Genomic DNA, 16,000 nt, shown 5'->3' with positions numbered 1-16,000 from the left:
GGGCGGGCGCGGCCCGGTGTCCCGGCCGGGGACGCGGACCGGCCCGGCGGAGGTGGACTCCGCCGGGCCGGGGTGGTGCGGGTGCGGGCAGGGTTACCTGCGGCCGCCCGTCAGGTACGACAGGGTCGGCGTGCCGAGGCCCGTCGCGTCGTCGTAGCCGCGGACCGCGTTGAGCGAGGTGTCCTGGCCGAAGGCGACCAGGCGCGCGGTCAGCGCACCGTTGATCTCGCCGAAGTCCACGATGCTGCTCAGCGGGGTCTTGGCGTGGTGGGCGGCGTTCTCGTCCACCACGTCGCGCAGCCGGCCGGGGTTGGCGTACAGCAGCGGGTTGGCGAAGCCCAGGGCGTGGTGCCTGGCCTGGATCGCGTCGGCCTGCACCGCCGCGAACTCCGGGGACGACACGCTGGTGCCGCCGTAGCCGGCCTCGCTGTAGTCGGCGCCGTCGGAGATGCCGACCAGGACCGAGGTGTAGAGGTCGCCGACCATCGACACGTCGGGCGTGACGCGCTTGGCCGTCCGGCTGTGCGCACCCGTCATCAGGGTGTGCGACAGCGAACTGGGGACCGCACGCCGCTGGTACGCCGGCTGCGCGAAGTCCTCGCTGGTGCCGCCGCCACCGCCGAAGTAGAACGGCGCCGGGACCGCGGGGACCCAACTGGTGCCGTCCGCCGACAGGTTGGAGCGCAGGGTGCCCATGTCGGTCTCGAAGCCGTAGCTGCCCGACTTGCTGCTGATGCCCAGCGCCGTACCGCCGACCGAGGTCACCCACGGGTCGGAGTCGGGCCAGTTGGCCTGCGCGCGGGCCGTGTCGGCCTGGCAGTTGGCGCCGGTCGCGGCGGCCAGCGGGCTGCTGTCACCGCAGTCGCCCGCGGAGAAGCCGATGCCGATGCCCTCGGCCGCGGCCTGCTTGAACACCTGCTCGTAGGCGGCGATCTCGGACGCGGAGACGTCCAGGTTGTCCGTGGTGTGCATGATCTCGCCCCACGAGTTGGAGACGACATCCGCCAGGTGCTGGTCGACGATCGTGGTGATCGCGCTCAACAGGTCGTCGTCGTTGCAGGAGTTGGCCCCCACGTAGACGACGTCGGCGTCGGGTGCGAGCCCGTGCGCCATCTCGACGTCGAGCGCCTCCTCGGGCGCCCAGCCCTCGGGGCCGCCGCACAGGTCCTGGTCGCGCCACTGCGTGGCGTCGACGTGCTCGGTGTACTGGCCGCTCCTGAAGGCCTTGTCACCGTGGTTGACCGCGTACTGGTTGGCGTCGGCGAGCATGGTGGAGCTGCCGTACGCGTCCACGATCGCGATCGTCGCGCCCTTGCCGGTCAGTCCGGAGGCGGTGATGCCGTAGGCCTTGCGCAGTTGCGAGGGGTAGAACGAGCACTGGTCGAACGGCGTCGCGCCCTTGGCGTAGCCCGCGGGGCCTGCCGTCGTGGTCTTCTGGCCCCAGTAGTCGGAGCAGGTCGCCGTGGTCGGCAGGGTGCCCTGGTCCTTGGCCGGCTGGACGCCCTTGGGACCCTTGGTGACCACGCCGGAGGCGTCGTCGACCCGGATCGAGTCGGGGGTGGCCCTGGTGGCGGCCGAGCTGAGGCCGTTGACGCCGAGGATCGCGGAGGACACCGACGCGGGGACGGTCACGTCGCGGGCCGGGGCGTGCCGCAGCTGCCCGCCCACCCGGTACTGGTGGATCGCGGTGCCGAAGGCCTTGGTGATGGCCGCGTCGGTGCCGCGGACGGTGATCGCGTGGTCGGTGCTGCCGACCACCTTCAGGCCCGCGCCGGTCGCCCAGTCGGTGACCGCGCGGATCTGGGCCGCGGTGGCGCCGAACTGCGCCTTGTACTGGGCGGGGCTGAGGAAGTGCCCGTATGCGGCGTTCGCCGGGTCGGAGACGGCGGTCGCGTAGGCGGTCAGGCCCGCCGGGTCCTGGCCCGCCAGGTACACGGTGCCGGTGATCTCGGTGCTCGCCGGTACCGCGCCGGCGTCGCCCGCCGGGGTCGCCCACGCGGGGTGGGTGCCTGCGATGGTCTTCGCGGTCGGCGCCGCGGCACCGGCGGCCGCCTGCGAGGGACCTGCGGCCAGCAGTGCGCCGGACGCCAGGGCGAGTGAGGCCGCCGCGACGACGGCGGCCCGCACTGCACGGGGTTTTTGTATGTCGGTGATGACTACTCCAACGTGTGGCTCGGTACGGGACTTGACCGTTCATGACCGTTTACGGGTCACCGGGCTGTAGTGTGCACGCCACACGAAGGCGGAGGGAACCACAGAACGTGGTCCTTAGCTGGACCTTTACCTGCAAGCCTTACTTGTAGACCTTCCCCGGCTGCGGAGTGCCGGGCGCCAGCAGCTGCTTGACGGTGACGAAGGTGTAACCGCGGGCCTGGAGGGTGGAGATGACCGCAGGAACGGCCGCGATCGTCCCGTTGTAGCCCTTGTCCGTCGGGTCGACCAGGTCGTGCAGCAAGATGATGCCGTCCCGTTTGGTCTTGTCGAGGATCCGCTGCGCTATCAGCTTCGGGTCGGTGGTCCGGTAGTCGGCGCCGTCCGCGCTCCACACGACCTCGGACATGCCGAGGTCCTTCACGATCGCGGTGACCGTGCTGCTGGTGCGGCCCTGCGGCGGGCGCAGCAGCGTCGGGCGCACGCCGATGACCTTCTCGACCGCGTCCCGGCCCTCGGTGATCTCCTTGCGGACCTCGTCCTTGCTGATCTTCGTCAGGATCTGGTGCGACCAGGTGAGCGTCTCGACCTCGTCGCCCTGCGCGGCCATCGCCCTGACCATCTCGGGGTGCTTCATCACGTGGTTCTTGCCGAGCGTGAAGAAGGTCGCGCGGATGTGGTACTTCTCCAGCAGGGCCAGGATCTGCGGGGTGCGCACGCTGGGACCTGCGTCGAAGGTCAAAGCCACGCACTTGGCCTTGCGGCAGTCGACCGTGCCGCCGCCGGCTCCCGGGGCGAAGGCGGCGGCGCCGGTTGCCGCGACGTGCTCGCGCGCCTTCGCCGGGGACGTGGCGTCGTATCCGTTGCAGCCGGTCAGCGCGGCGGCCAGCACCGCCGTGGTCAGCAGCGCGGCCGCCGTACGGACCCGGCGCGCGGTGGTGGTGCTCCGCATGCCCAACTCGCCCCTCCTCGTGGTCGATCGCCCGTTCGGGCAGACCGCGAGGAACTATACACATCGCGTATAGCTCGCCCGCTCGGGGGGGGGACCCGCACGCGGGCGGACCTCAGACCGCGTCCAGCTCGGCGACCGCGTCGGCGGGCAGGACCAGGTCCGCGGCGGCGATGTTCTCCCGCAGGTGCGCCACCGAGGACGTACCGGGGATCAGCACCATCGCGGGGGAACGCTGCAGCAGCCAGGCCAGCGCGGTGGCCTGCGGCGACGCGCCGACCCTGGCGGCGACCGCCTCAAGCGTCGCGGACTGCAGCGGGGTGAAGCCGCCCAGCGGGAAGAAGGCCGCGAAGGCGATGTTCTCGGCGGTGCAGCGGTCGACCAGGGCGTCGTCGGCGCGGTTCGCGATGTTGTACAGGTTCTGCACCGTCACCACAGGGGCGACGGCCTGCGCCTCGGTCAGCTGCTGCGAGGTGACGTTGCTCAGGCCCAGGTGCCGGATCAGGCCCTGCTCGCGCAGCTCGGCCAGCACACCGAACTCCTCGGCCAGCGGTACGTCGCTGGGTCCCTCGGCATGGCCGACCCGCAGGTTGACCACGTCGAGCGCGTCCAGGCCGAGCCGCTGCAGGTTGTCCTTGACCTGCTGCCGCAGCGACTCCGGCTCCAGCGACGGCAGCCAGGCGCCCTTGTCGTCGCGGCGGGCGCCGACCTTGGTGACCAGGTGCAGGTCGTCGGGGTACGGGTACAGCGCCTTCCTGATCAGCTCGTTGACCACGTGCGGGCCGTAGAAGTCGCTGGTGTCGATGTGCGTCACGCCCAGCTCGACGGCCGTGCGCAGCACCGCGACCGCCTCGTCCGGGTCCTTCGGCGGCCCGAACACACCGGGTCCCGCAAGCTGCATGGCGCCGTATCCCATACGGCTGAGGGTCAGGCCGGGAGCGGGGGTGAAGTCCCCGCCGGAAATGGTGCCGGTCATGGGTACTGCCTTTCGTGGTGTCCCGGGCGTCTCCCCGGACCCCTCCACTCTCACGCGCCCGCGATCGGCGGGGCAGTACCCCGCCGATCCTGGGAGTGGCAGTCCCCCCTTCGGGTGCCCCCGGCCGGCAGCCCGCGTCAGTCCCGGTGGTGCAGCACGAAGCGCAGGGCGTCGCCGCGGATCCGGCGGCGCACGGTCAGCCGGTTGACGCCGTGATGCGCGGCCGGCTCGGGCTCGCTCGGCAGGGGGGAGGCCGCGGGGTCAGCCGAACGGTACGGCCCCGCGGCGCGGCAGCCGCTGCTCCACCCAGATGATCTTCCCGGCCTTGGTGTAGCGGGTGCCCCAGCGCTCGCCGAGCTGGGCGACCAGGAAGAGGCCGCGGCCGCCCTCGTCGGTGGTGGCCGCGTACCGCAGGTGCGGGGAGGTGCTGGAGGTGTCGGCGACCTCGCAGATCAGGCTGCGGTCCAGCAGCAGGCGTACGTCGATCGGCCCTGTGGCGTAGCGGATCGCGTTGGTGACCAGCTCGCTGAGGATCAGCTCGGTGGTGAAGGACAGCTCGTCGAGACCCCATGCGGCCAGCTGGTCGTTGGCGCCGTTGCGCACGGTGCCGACGGCCGCCGGGTCGGTGGGCACGTCCCAGCGGGCGATGTGGTCGTCGGGCAGCGCGCGGGTCTCGGCCACCAGCAGCGCGATGTCGTCCTTGGGGGCGGCCGGCATCATCGCGGCGATGACCGCGTCGCAGGTCTCCTCGGTCGTACGCCCTGGCGGCCCGGTCAGCGCGGACCGCAGCAGGTCGAGGCCCACGTCGATGTCCCTGGTGCGGTCCTCGACCAGGCCGTCGGTGTAGAGGACCAGCCGGCTGCCCTCGGCCAGCTGGTGCTCGGCCGCCTCGAAGGGCAGCCCGCCCAGCCCCAGCGGCGGCCCGGCCGGCACGTCCAGCAGTTCCACGCTGCCGTCGGGTGCGACCAGCGCGGGCGGCAGGTGCCCGGCCCTGGCCAGCTGGCAGCAGCGGGTGACCGGGTCGTAGATCGCGTACAGGCAGGTCGCCCCGGCGATGGGGGCGCCGGCGCCGGGCTCGCCCGCCCCGCCGGGCGCCGCCTCGTCCTTGTCGATCCTGCCGACCAGGTCGTCCAGGTGCGCCAGCAGGTCGTCGGGCGGCAGGTCGAGCATCGAGAAGTTGAAGACGGCCGTCCGCAGCCGCCCCATGGTGGCCGCCGCGTGCATGCCGTGCCCGACGATGTCGCCGACGACCACCGCGACCCGGGCGCCCGCCAGCGGGATGACGTCGAACCAGTCGCCGCCGACCCCGGCCTGCGCCGGCAGGTAGCGGAAGGCGACGTCCAGCGCGTTCTGCTCGGGCGGGCCGTGCGGCAGCAGGCTCTGCTGGAGGTTGACGGCCATCGCCGTGTTGCCGGTGATGGCCGCGTCGATCTGCTCCTGGGTGCTGTACTTGGTGTCGAACAGGCCGGTGTTGCGGCCGACCCGCAGCACCGCCATCCGGTCGGCGACCGCCCGCACCTCGTCCATCTCGGGGCTGACCAGCAGCACCCCCAGGTGCTGGTCGCGCAGCCGCTGCACCAGCTCGAGCACCCGGGCGGCCTGGGTCGGCCCGAGTGCGGCGGTCGGCTCGTCGAGGATGATCAGCTGCGGCTCGCCGATGAGCGCCCTGGCGATGGCCACCCCCTGCCGCTGGGCGCCGGACAGCGAGGCGACCGGCACGCGCAGGCTCTCGATGTTGATGGACAGCCCGTCCAGCAGGGCGCGGGCGCGCTTTTCCATCTTGATCTCGCTGAGCATGCCCAGGGTGCGCAGCTCGCGGCCGAGGTAGAGGTTCTCGACGGTGTCGAGGTTGTCGCACAGGGCCAGGTCCTGGTGGATCGTGGCGATGCCCAGTTTCAGGGCGTCCTGGGGTCTTCGCAGGTCGACGGGCCTGCCGCGCCACTCGATGACGCCCTCGTCAGGCTGTGTCACCCCGGCGATGACCTTGACCAGCGTGGACTTGCCCGCGCCGTTGCTGCCGACCAGGCCCAGCGCCTCGCCCTCGTTGACGGTCAGGTCGACGTCGCTGAGCGCCTGCACCGCGCCGAACCGTTTGGAGACGCCGCGCACGGTCAGCAGCGGACTGCCGCTCACGCAAACCACCTCCTGCCCCCGGGCGGACGCTGCCCCGGTTACCGAGTCTGCCCGGCGTACCGCCCCGCCGCGATACGGCGGACGGCCCGGGATACGGCGGACGGCCCCGGGCGGTCGGGCGCGAGCGCCTCAGGCGGTCGGGTGCTGGTGGTCGTGCGCAGCGGGCTGACCGTACTGCGGCTGGGGCTGCGGCTGCTGCACACCGGCCAGCAGCTGGTCGGCCTGCTCCTTGGACAGCTGCTGCGCGGCACCGCAGAAGGTGCACTGCGTCGTGTACTTGGTGTTGATCGGGAAGAGCGGCACGAAGAACAGCGAGAACTTGGTGACGCGCTTCTTGAGCGAGTGCGCTGCCGGGTTGCCGCAGCGCCCGCAGACCAGCGTGATCATCGCGAGCGTGTAGAGATAGCCCTTGGTACCGAATATGATCATGCGTTTTCCCCCTCGGCTCTGTGTGCTGTCCGTGGAGAGTGTGCCGCATGGAAACACCGCGCCGGTATCCGGGTGCGGCACCCGGATACCGGCGCGGCAGGGCGGTTCCGCCCGGCTACTCCGTGCGCAGGCTCACCGCCGTGGACGTACGCGCCGCCCACATCGCCGGAAGCAGCGCCCCGGCCACCGCGATGACCAGCCCCGACAGGGCCAGCAGCAGCACCGGCAGCGGGTGGTAGACGTGCAGGTCGACCGGCGGGATGTGGGTGCCGGCCGCGTTGCCCATCGCCGGGATCACGTAGCCGTGCAGCGCGACCCCCAGCGGGACCCCGGCCAGGCCCGCGACGGCGCCGATCCCGGCGACCGACGTCACGACCATCGCCACGGTCTGCCGCGGCGCCATGCCCAGCGCCTTCATCACGCCCAGGTCGTGGACCCGCTCCCGGGTGTCGAGCACCACGGTGTTGAGCACCCCGAGCCCCGCGACGGCCACCAGCATCACCGTCAGCATGGCGATCATCGTGTCCATGGCGATCACCGTGGCGCTCAGCTCGCTGTCCTGCGCGAAGGCCTCGACACCCAGCGGCTGCAGCGCGCTGTTGAGCGCCCGCAGGTAGTCGCCCCGGTCCGTGCCGGGGGCCAGCTCGACCGCGAAGGAGTCAGGCCGCACCGCGACGCCCACCGCGGTCAGCGCCCCGGCGTCGGCCGCGACCTCCATCCCGCTGTCGCCGACCGTCAGCGCCTCGCCGACGATACGGACCGCGGCGCTGCGCCCGTCCCCTTCGAGGGTGACGCTGTCCCCGACGTGCTTGCCCGTCGCCTCCAGGAAGCGCCGGCCGACGACGATCTGCCGCGGCCCGTCCAGCCAGTGGCCCGACACCATCTGAAGGCCGCCCCACGACGAGTCGCCCTGGTAGGCGGTGACGCTCACCGCCCCCGGGACACCGGCGAAGGCCAGCTCCTTCTGCATGGTGCCGAAGGAGCCCGCGGTGCCGGGCTGCGCCGCGACGGCCCGGGCGACGGCCGCCGTGTCGGCCTGCGCGGGCCGGCCCGGCTGCGGTGCGGCGCCCGGCCCCGCCTCCATGCCCGCGCCCGTGCCGTCGCCGGGGCCGGGCGGCGGGGCGAAGGTGTTGACGGTGACCTGGCCGGGAGAGTCCTGGTTCAGGCCGTCCTGGATCGCCGAGAGCGACGAGCCGAGCCCGAAGGCGAAGGTCACCCCGACCGCGCCGAAGGCGACCGCCGCCCAGATCGTCGCCGAGCGGGCCGGCCGGGCGAAGGGTCCCGCAAGGCCCAGCGTCACCGCCCGGGACAGCGGCAGCCGGGCCGCCGCCCTGGCCGCGAAGCGGCCCCTGCCCACCTGCGGGGTGCGGCCGATCGCGAGCGCCTGGACCGTACGCAGCCGGGCCGCCCGCAGCGCCGGCGCCAGCGCGCTGGCCACCACCAGCGCCAGCACCCCGGCGGGCACCGCCAGGTCCAGCCACCAGGCGACGGTCAGCGACGCGGTGCCGTACGCGTCCGAGGCCTGCGCGAGCAGCGGCACCGAGGCGATGTTGCCGAGCACCACGCCCAGCACGGTGCCCACCGACGCGGGGATCAGCGCCTGCCCGACGTAGGCCCTGCCGACCTGGCCCGGGGTCAGGCCCAGCGACTTGAGCACCCCGATCCGCCGGGTGCCCGCGCTGACCGCACCGCTGACCACGATGCCGATGATCAGCACCGACATCACCAGGCCCAGCACCCCGAAGGCCACGATGAAGGGCACGAAGGTCGCCGTCTCCTGGTCGGCGGTGTGCTTGGTGGCCAGGTACGACACGGTCCCGCTCAGCGCACCCGGCGGCACCGCGGCGGCCAGCGCGTCCTTGCCGCGGCCGAGGTCCGCGCTGCTGCGGGCCTGCGCGAAGCGGTAGAGCATCTCGTACGCCGGTGCCGCACCCGGCTTGGTCAGTGCGGCGATCTCGGCGGGCGCCACCCAGGCGTCCGCCGTCCTGCTGACCGAACGCGCGATGCCGACGATGGTCAGCGACGGGCTGCCCGGCAGCGCCGGGAAGCTCAGCGTCTGGCCGACCCCGCCGAACCGGGGGCCGTTGTCGGTGGCGGCCAGCACGATCTGCCCGGTGCCGGTCACCCAGTGGCCCTTCTCCAGGGTCACCGCGTCGACGGGGCCGCCGCGCTCGGCGCGGCCCGCGATCGTCAGCGGCGGCAGGCCGTTCATCACCACATGGCCGGAGCCGAGCTGCGGGCTCGCGGTGACCACCGCGAAGGGGCCGGCCGCCGCGGTCACCCCCGCGGTGTGCGCGGTCGCCGCGACCTGCGCCGCGGTGGCCCTGCCGCCGTCGAAACGGCCGGTCAGGTGCGCGCCGTGCTGCCGCGCGAAGGCGTGGTCGAAGGGCGCCTGCGAGGCCACGACCAGGCCGCCCGCCATGATCGAGGCGGTCACGGCCATCATCGTGGTCAGCACCATCACCACGGTCTGCACCCGGCGCCGCCCGACCCCGGCCCGCACCACCTTGCCCAGCGCGCTCATCGGGCCACCACCGAGCCGCCGGCCGTACCGCCCAGGTGGCCGCTCACGTCGCGCACGATGCGCCCGTCGACCAGCTCGATGGTGCGGGTCGCGCACGCCTCGGCGAGCGCCAGGTCATGGGTGACCAGCAGGATCGTCTGCCCGTCGGCGTTCAGCTCGGTGAGCAGCCTGCGCACCTCCGCGCCCGACGCGGTGTCCAGGGCGCCGGTCGGCTCGTCGGCCAGCAGCAGCGCGGGCCGGTTCATCAGCGCCCGCGCGACCGCGACCCGCTGCCGCTCGCCCCCCGACAGCCGCCCCGGGTAGGCGCGGGCGTGCCGGGCGATGCCCAGGTGGTCGAGCAGTTCCGCGGCCCGCGCCCTGGCCTGTGCCCGCCCGGCGCCGACCAGTTGCGAGGGCAGCAGGACGTTGTCGGTCACCGTCAGGTCGTCCAGCAGGTTGAAGAACTGGAAGACCATGCCGATGCGCTCCCGCCGGAAACGCGCCGAGCCGGTCTCGCTCAGCCCGTCGACGCGGACCCCGTCCACGGTGACGCTGCCCTCGGTCGGCCGGTCCAGGCCCGCGACCAGGTTCAGCAGCGTCGACTTGCCGCTGCCGGACGGGCCGAGCACCGCCAGCGCCTCGCCCGCCCGCACGGTCAGCGACAGGCCGTCGAGCGCGGCGGGTCCTTCGTCGTAGGTCTTGCGCACCTCGCGGATGTCGATGACGTTCGCGGTACTGCTCACGTGGGTCCTCCCCCGTAACGGGCCGGTTGTGCGGTACGCCGACGCTAGGGTCGGCGCGCCGGGCACCGCGTCGCCCGGCCTGTGGACCGCGGATACCGCAGCGGGCGGACGGCCGCAGGCGTCATCCCAGGGGTGTACGCGCATGGCGTACGCCGCCGCCCCCGCGCCGGTCGGCAGGGGGATGTACCAGGTCACGCCGGTTGTGCACACTGGGCCGGTGACCACCCCGACCCCCGCCGCCCGGATCAGGGCCGCCCTGGCACCCCTGTGGCGCCCGGCGCCGCCCGCACCCGGCAGCGACCCGCGGCGCCTGTCGCGCTGGGCCTGGGTGGCCGACGCGGTGCTCGCGGTCTTCCTCGCCGCGACCACCGTCTACGCCACCGCCCACGGCGTCGACGGCACACCCGACGGCCCGGTCGGAGGCGGCCGGTTCGGCCCGCCCTGGCCGCCCGCGCCGCCGGTTCCCCCGCTGCCACGGCCCGGCGCGGCCAAGTACCCCTTCAACGTGGTGCCCGACCACGCGGTGCTGGCCTCCGCGCCCCTGTGGCTGCTGGTGCTCGCCGCACTGACCGCGCTGCCGCTGGCACTGCGCCGCCGCTACCCGGTGGCCGCCTACACCGCGGTTCTGACCGCCACGCTGGTCTTCCACGGCGCCCAGCAGCACACCTGGCGGCTGCACGAAGCCGACACCCCCACCGTCTTCACCTTCACCGCCTGCGTCATCGCCGCCTACAGCGCCGCCCTCTACAGCCCCTACCGGCGGCTCACCGTCGTCGCGCTGATCGCCGGCGGCATCCTCATGGGCGCCTTCCACGACCTCACCGTCCCGGACATCGCCACCGGCTTCGTGCCCTTCGCGGTGCTCGTCCCCGTCGGCCTCGCCGCCAACACCGTCCACACCTGGCGGCAGCGGCTGCACGCCATGGAAGCCGAGAAGGAAGCCGCCACCCGGCTCGCCGTCGACCTGGAACGCGCCAGGATCGCCCGCGAACTGCACGACGTCGTCACGCACAACGTCAGCATGATGACCGTGCAGGCCGGGGCCGCCCGCACCGTGCTCACCGCGGAACCCGAACTCGCCCGGCAGGCGCTGCTCGCCGTGGAGTCCGCCGGCCGGGCCGCGATGGCGGAACTGCGGCACGTCATGGGCCTGCTCGCCATGACCTCCGACCCCGCCGACGCGCACACCGCGGACCTCGCACCGCAGCCGGGCCTCGGACAGGTCGGCGTCCTGGCAGAACGGGTCCGCAGCACCGGCGTCCCCGTCGACCTCGCCGTCACCGGCGCCCCCGTCCCGCTGCCCGCGGGCGTCGACCTCGCCGCCTACCGCGTCGCACAGGAAGCCCTCACCAACACCGTCAAACACGCCTCGGGCGCCAGCGTCACCATCCACGTCGACTACCTCCCCGGCGAGGTCCGCATCGAGGTCGCCGACACCGGCGGCACCCCCTCCCCCGCCGCCGCGTCCGGCAACGGCCGCGGCCTCATGGGCCTGCGCGAACGCCTCGCCGTCTACGGCGGCACCCTCGACGCGGGCCGCCGCATCACCGGCGGCTACCGGGTCCGGGCCGTCATCCCGGTAGGAGACGCATGAACCCCCCGCTGCGGGTCGTCATCGCCGACGACCAGGGCCTCGTACGCACCGGCTTCCGCATGATCCTCACCGCCGCGGGCATCGAGGTCGTCGCGGAAGCGTCCGACGGCGAACAGGCCGTGGAAGCGGTCCGCCGCACCCGGCCCGACCTCGTCCTCATGGACATCCGCATGCCGGGCCTCGACGGCCTCGAAGCCACCCGGCGCATCCTCACCGGCCGCGCGCCCGACGAGCCGCGCGTCGTCATCCTCACGACCTTCGACCTCGACCAGTACGTCTACGCTGCGCTGGCGGCGGGGGCGAGCGGGTTCCTGCTCAAGGACGTCACGCCGGAGTACCTCGTCGCCGCGGTGCGGCTCGTCCGCGCCGGCGACGCGCTCCTCGCCCCCGCGATCACCCGGCGCCTCGTCGAACGCTTCGCGGCCGGCGCAGCCGGCACCACGGTCCACCGCGACCTCGCCGCGCTCACCCCGCGCGAACTGGAGGTCCTCCGCCTGCTCGCGGGCGGCCTCAGCAATGCCGAGCTCGCGCGGGCGCTCGGGGTGAGCGAGGCGACGGTCAAGACGCACGTGACCCGGATCCTCTCCAAGCTCGGCCTTCGCGACCGCGCGCAAGCGGTGGTCGCCGCCTACGAGTCCGGCCTCGTCACCCCGGGTGCCGTGTAGAAAGCCGCCCACCTTCCCCCCGGCGGGGGGGTGCGCATTGCCCCTTGCGGTGAGCTTGCACCTTCCGGCGCGTCGTGGCTTGTCGCGCAGTTCCCCGCGCCCCCAGGTGATTGCCACCTGCGGTGAGCTTGCACCATCCGGCGCATCGTGATGGGGCGCGCAGTTCCCCGCGCCCCTTAAAAACGCTCACCCTCCTCCCCACAGGGCACCCCCCTGAAAAACGCTCCCCCTCGCAGGCCGGCGGCACCGCCTGACAGCGCTCACCTCTGCGCGAGAGGGCACCCCCAGGGGCGCGGGGAACTGCGCGCCCAGCCTGAGACGCGGGAAAGAAAGCAACGCCACGGCAAGTGGCACCCACCCAGGGGCGCGGGGAACTGCGCGCCCGATCACTCACGCACCCAAAGGTGCAAGCTCACCGCAGGTGGCAATCACCTGTGCACCCCCGAAGGGGAAAGCCGACCGCCTACTGCAAGGGGCAATCACCGAGCGTCAGCCCCCACCGGGGGAAGGTCGGGAGGGGCGCCGCAAGGGGCAATCGCCAGGCGCTCGGCCCCCGCCGGGGGGAAGGTCGGGAGGGTGCCGCATGGGGCAGGGGCTAGGCCGTGTTTTGGAAGTAGCGCCGTCCGCCCCCACAGGGCGGGCCCCGCGGCGTCTGGTGCGTGCGATCGCAAGGCGGAGGGTCGTCCTCGTAGTGGGCCTGCTCGGACGACTCCGACAACGCAGCGAGCGTGCGTGCCAGGCGTCGCGGGGCAGGCGGGACTTCCACAACACGGACTAGGTGGTCCCGGCGCGCCGGAGGCGGGCGGCGAGGACGGCCACGTCGTCTTCCGCGCGGGACGCGGCGACATGGGTGAGGATGAGGTCGAGGAGGTCCTGGGGCGCAGCCCCGGGCGGAACGCGCAGGGCTGCAAGGCGGGCGAGGGACACGTCGATGTCCTCGCCCCGCCGCTCGACCAGCCCGTCCGTGAAGAGCACCAGCGTGTCCCCCGGCACGAGCCGCTGCTCGGTGAGCGCGTACCCGCCGACCCCGGTGCCGAGCGGCGGCCCGACGGGCAGGTCGAGCAGCCGCCCGGCCCCGTCGGCGGAGAAGAGGACGGGCGGCAGGTGCCCGGCCGTGGCGATCGCCGCGTTGCCCCTGGCCGGGTCGACCCGGGCGAGCAGGCAGGTCGCGGGCCGCCGCGTACTGTCCTCGGCGACGGCCGCGTCGAGCTGCCGCAGCACCCGGTGCGGCGGCAGGTCCGTGGAGGCGACGTACCGCAGTGTGGAGCGGTAGGCGTTCATGTCGACGGCGGCGTCGAGGCCGTGCCCCATGACGTCGCCCATGACGAGCAGGGTGCGCCCGAAGTGCAGCCGTACGGTCTCGTACCAGTCGCCGCCGACGAGGGTGCCGCCGCCGACGGGCAGGTAGCGCGTGGCGATGTCGAGGTTGGGGTGCGGCCGGCCGGGTTCGGCCAGCAGCGCCCGCTGCAGGTTGAGCGCGGCGCTGTGGACCGCGGTGTGCTCGCGGTCGTGCCCGAGGTGGACGGCGGCGAGGCGGGCCACGTAGTGCAGCGTGGCGGTGTCGTACGCGCTGAAGGGCGCCCCGCTGCGTACGGCGAGCAGTGCGCCGTAGAGCCTGCCGTGGGCGAGCAGGGGGACGGTCATGACGCTGCGGGGCACCCCGCCGACGAGCTGGGTGTCCGCGGTGATGGGGTGCCCTTCGTCGAGTGCGTGCACTTCGAGTGCGCCGCCGCTGCGGGACATGCCGGTGTCCAGCAGGTCGGCGCGGCCTTCCGTGGCGGTGCGGGTGAGGGCGGCTGCGGGCGCGTCCCCGTCGGCGGGGGCTTCCTCGGCGAGCAGGTCGACGGCGGCGGCGTCGCATCCGTGCCGGCACAGGAAGCGGACGACTTCCGTGCACGTGGTGTGCTCGTCCAGCGTGGTGCCGATGGAGTCGACCGCGTCCTCGACGACCCCGTAGGGCGCCCTGACGACGTGGTGGCCCGCGGTACCCGCTTCGCCGTGCCCGCTCACCGCACCACCTCCGCCGCCGGGTCGCCGGGGACGCCGCCTGCTGCCGTCTGTCCATCGACGCATCCCGGCGGCGGTCCCGCCACCGTTGCGGGGCTCAGCGGGCGGCGTTCTCCAGGGCCTGGAACTCCTCGTCGGTCAGTTCGATGCCTGCCGCGGCGGTGTTCTCCTCCAGGTGCGCCACGGAGGAGGTGCCGGGGATGGGCAGCATGGCGTGCGAGCGGCGCAGCAGCCAGGCCAGGGCGAGCTGGGAGGGCGCGGCCCCGCGCTCCGCGGCGATCCGGGTGAGCGGGCTGTCGGGGCCTGCGAGGGCGCCGGTGGCCAGCGGGAACCAGGGGATGAAGGCGATGCCGTGGGCCTCGGCGTAGTCCAGGACGTCCTCGGAGGCGCGGTCGGCGAGGTTGAAGCGGTTCTGGACGGAGGCGATGGTCGCGGTGGCGCCGGCCTCCTCGATCTCGGCGACGGTGACCTCGCTGAGGCCGATGTGCCGGATCTTGCCCTCGCTCTGCAGTGCGGCCAGTTCGCCGACCTGCTCGGCGACGGGGACCTTGGGGTCGATGCGGTGCAGCTGGAGCAGGTCGATGCGCTCCAGGCCGAGGTGCCGCAGGCTCAGCTCGACCTGCTGGCGCAGGTACTCGGGCCGCCCGACGGGCACCCACTGGCCGGGCCCGGTGCGGGTGAAGCCGGCCTTGGTGGCGATGACCAGGTCGTCGGCGTAGGGGTGCAGGGCCTTGCGCAGCAGCAGGTCGGCGGTGAAGGGGCCGTAGGCGTCGGCGGTGTCGATGAAGTTGATACCGAGTTCCGCGGTGCGGCGCAGCACCCGCAGGGCCTCGTCGGGGTCGGCGGGGTCGCCCCAGACGCCCGGGCCGGTCAGCTGCATCGTGCCGTAGCCGAGCCGGGTGACGGGCAGGTCCCCGCCGAGCAGGTAGCTCCCGGAGGCGAGGGCCGCCGCGGCGGGGTGGGTGGTGCTTTCTGGCATGGGGGGCTCCCGGGGGTGACGCGGGTGGTGCGCTCTGACGAATACTGGGCAACCGCCTCGGTGCCCGCCGTATTTCCGGTCCGACCTGCGCGGTTACGCGCGCGGCCCCTCGAAGCGGTAGCGGGCGCGGTCCAGGACCGAGGTCAGGGCGACGCGCTGGCCGGGGGTGAGGTCGCCGGCGAGGGCGGTGTCGCGGATGCGGGCGTGCTGCAGGAAGTCGTGCGAGTCGAGCACGGTGATGCCCGGCAGGGCGCGTACGAGCCCGGAGACGGGGATGCCCGCCGCGTCGGTGTCGCCGGCCGCGGCCCTGCGCAGGACCCGGAAGAGCCCGTCGGGGCCTTCGGCGGCCACCTCGCTGAGCACCAGGGCACGCCGGTGCTCGGCGTCGGGGTCGGCGGCTTCCATGGGGTCCATGGGGTCCATGGCGTCCATGGGGTCCTGTACGGGTGGGCGCCGCGTTCCGAACCTCGTCATCGTCGCACCTCCGCCCGTTTTGCCCGGCTTTCGTACCACGTACGAGCGTACGCCCGCCCCCGGTGCCCGCAAACCGCCGCGGAACCGTCAAGAGCACGTCAATGGCCCGGGCGCCCGCGCCAGGGAAGCGTTAACGGACGCGGCCGCACGCGTGTGCGGGGTGACCGTATGGGACGGGGCCGCATCCGGCCCCGCTCCGTACATCACCACCTGGGGTGCCGCCGAAAATGTCCGATCTCGTGTTCATCGCCGTGACGATCGCGGTCTTCGCCGTGCTCGCACTCGTCGCCAAGGGGGTCGGGCGGCTGTGAGCGTGGAAAACGTCGTCGGCCTCGTCGTGGCCTGCTGCCTGCTCGGCTACCTCGTGCTGGCCCTGATCTTCCCCGAGAGGTTCTGA

The 16,000-nt window shown here is 73.5% G+C and carries 12 protein-coding genes and 2 pseudogenes; 3 read left to right on the top strand and 11 right to left on the bottom strand.

Annotated features, from left to right (window positions below):
* Positions 1 to 93: 93 nt before the first annotated feature.
* From JT723_RS33235 to JT723_RS33205, 8 genes and pseudogenes are all read right to left on the bottom strand, one after another.
* Entirely contained in the window at positions 94 to 2,127 is a 2,034-nt protein-coding gene (locus JT723_RS33235) for a S53 family peptidase (protein ID WP_205048609.1), read from the bottom strand.
* 166 nt (positions 2,128 to 2,293) lie between these two features.
* Positions 2,294 to 3,103, bottom strand: a complete 810-nt coding sequence (locus tag JT723_RS33230; RefSeq protein ID WP_205048608.1) for a polysaccharide deacetylase family protein — start codon at positions 3,101 to 3,103, stop codon at positions 2,294 to 2,296.
* 112 nt (positions 3,104 to 3,215) lie between these two features.
* Positions 3,216 to 4,076, bottom strand: a complete 861-nt coding sequence (locus JT723_RS33225; RefSeq protein ID WP_205048607.1) for an oxidoreductase — start codon at positions 4,074 to 4,076, stop codon at positions 3,216 to 3,218.
* A 261-nt stretch (positions 4,077 to 4,337) separates the two neighbouring features.
* Positions 4,338 to 5,492 (bottom strand): annotated as a pseudogene (locus JT723_RS35650) (ATP-binding SpoIIE family protein phosphatase); the annotation flags it as partial.
* Between the two features lie 213 nt (positions 5,493 to 5,705).
* Positions 5,706 to 6,155: pseudogene (locus tag JT723_RS35645) on the bottom strand (ATP-binding cassette domain-containing protein); the annotation flags it as partial.
* A gap of 183 nt (positions 6,156 to 6,338) precedes the next feature.
* Complete coding sequence (locus JT723_RS33215) at positions 6,339 to 6,638, bottom strand: zinc-ribbon domain-containing protein (protein ID WP_205048605.1); 300 nt, start codon at positions 6,636 to 6,638, stop codon at positions 6,339 to 6,341.
* A 115-nt stretch (positions 6,639 to 6,753) separates the two neighbouring features.
* Positions 6,754 to 9,162: an ABC transporter permease gene (locus JT723_RS33210; RefSeq protein WP_205048604.1), complete on the bottom strand. Its 2,409-nt coding sequence runs from the start codon at positions 9,160 to 9,162 to the stop codon at positions 6,754 to 6,756.
* Positions 9,159 to 9,884 carry an ABC transporter ATP-binding protein gene (locus JT723_RS33205; protein WP_251513329.1) on the bottom strand — a complete coding sequence of 242 codons (726 nt, stop codon included), beginning with the start codon at positions 9,882 to 9,884 and terminating at the stop codon, positions 9,159 to 9,161. The genes JT723_RS33210 and JT723_RS33205 overlap by 4 nt, the downstream gene beginning before the upstream one ends.
* A 217-nt stretch (positions 9,885 to 10,101) precedes the next feature.
* On the opposite strand from JT723_RS33205, the gene JT723_RS33200 reads away from it, so the two are divergent.
* A complete protein-coding gene (locus JT723_RS33200) occupies positions 10,102 to 11,478 on the top strand; it encodes a sensor histidine kinase (RefSeq protein WP_251513328.1) in 1,377 nt (458 codons plus the stop codon).
* Entirely contained in the window at positions 11,475 to 12,143 is a 669-nt protein-coding gene (locus JT723_RS33195) for a response regulator (protein WP_205048602.1), read from the top strand. Before JT723_RS33200 ends, JT723_RS33195 begins: the two co-directional genes overlap by 4 nt.
* A 774-nt stretch (positions 12,144 to 12,917) precedes the next feature.
* Here the strand turns inward: JT723_RS33195 and JT723_RS33190 are convergent.
* The 3 genes from JT723_RS33190 to JT723_RS33180 form a co-directional block, all read right to left on the bottom strand.
* Positions 12,918 to 14,153, bottom strand: a complete 1,236-nt coding sequence (locus JT723_RS33190) for a PP2C family protein-serine/threonine phosphatase (RefSeq protein WP_251513327.1) — start codon at positions 14,151 to 14,153, stop codon at positions 12,918 to 12,920.
* Between the two features lie 94 nt (positions 14,154 to 14,247).
* On the bottom strand, positions 14,248 to 15,129 hold the full coding sequence (locus JT723_RS33185; protein WP_205048600.1) for an aldo/keto reductase: 882 nt from the start codon (positions 15,127 to 15,129) through the stop codon (positions 14,248 to 14,250).
* Between the two features lie 93 nt (positions 15,130 to 15,222).
* Positions 15,223 to 15,603 (bottom strand): hypothetical protein, encoded by a 381-nt coding sequence (locus JT723_RS33180; RefSeq protein WP_205048599.1) that lies wholly within the window; start codon positions 15,601 to 15,603, stop codon positions 15,223 to 15,225.
* Positions 15,604 to 15,910: 307 nt separating this feature from the next.
* Between JT723_RS33180 and kdpF the strand changes: the two genes are divergently transcribed.
* Positions 15,911 to 16,000, top strand: a complete 90-nt coding sequence (gene kdpF / locus JT723_RS33175; protein ID WP_205048598.1) for a K(+)-transporting ATPase subunit F — start codon at positions 15,911 to 15,913, stop codon at positions 15,998 to 16,000.

The organism is Actinacidiphila bryophytorum (genome assembly GCF_016916835.1).
GTDB classification, from domain to species: domain Bacteria; phylum Actinomycetota; class Actinomycetes; order Streptomycetales; family Streptomycetaceae; genus Actinacidiphila; species Actinacidiphila bryophytorum.
The sequence above is the reverse complement of the archived record's forward strand: the minus strand, read 5'-3'. Positions and strand labels throughout refer to the sequence as shown.

What these genes read in the sequence shown, in the direction of transcription:
- JT723_RS33225 (WP_205048607.1), bottom strand. Translation starts at nt 4,076, where the DNA reads ATGACCGGCACCATTTCCGGCGGGGACTTCACCCCCGCTCCCGGCCTG.
- JT723_RS33215 (WP_205048605.1), bottom strand. Translation starts at nt 6,638, where the DNA reads ATGATCATATTCGGTACCAAGGGCTATCTCTACACGCTCGCGATGATC.
- JT723_RS33195 (WP_205048602.1), top strand. Translation starts at nt 11,475, where the DNA reads ATGAACCCCCCGCTGCGGGTCGTCATCGCCGACGACCAGGGCCTCGTA.
- JT723_RS33185 (WP_205048600.1), bottom strand. Translation starts at nt 15,129, where the DNA reads ATGCCAGAAAGCACCACCCACCCCGCCGCGGCGGCCCTCGCCTCCGGG.
- JT723_RS33180 (WP_205048599.1), bottom strand. Translation starts at nt 15,603, where the DNA reads ATGACGAGGTTCGGAACGCGGCGCCCACCCGTACAGGACCCCATGGAC.
- JT723_RS33230 (WP_205048608.1), bottom strand. Translation starts at nt 3,103, where the DNA reads ATGCGGAGCACCACCACCGCGCGCCGGGTCCGTACGGCGGCCGCGCTG.
- JT723_RS33210 (WP_205048604.1), bottom strand. Translation starts at nt 9,162, where the DNA reads ATGAGCGCGCTGGGCAAGGTGGTGCGGGCCGGGGTCGGGCGGCGCCGG.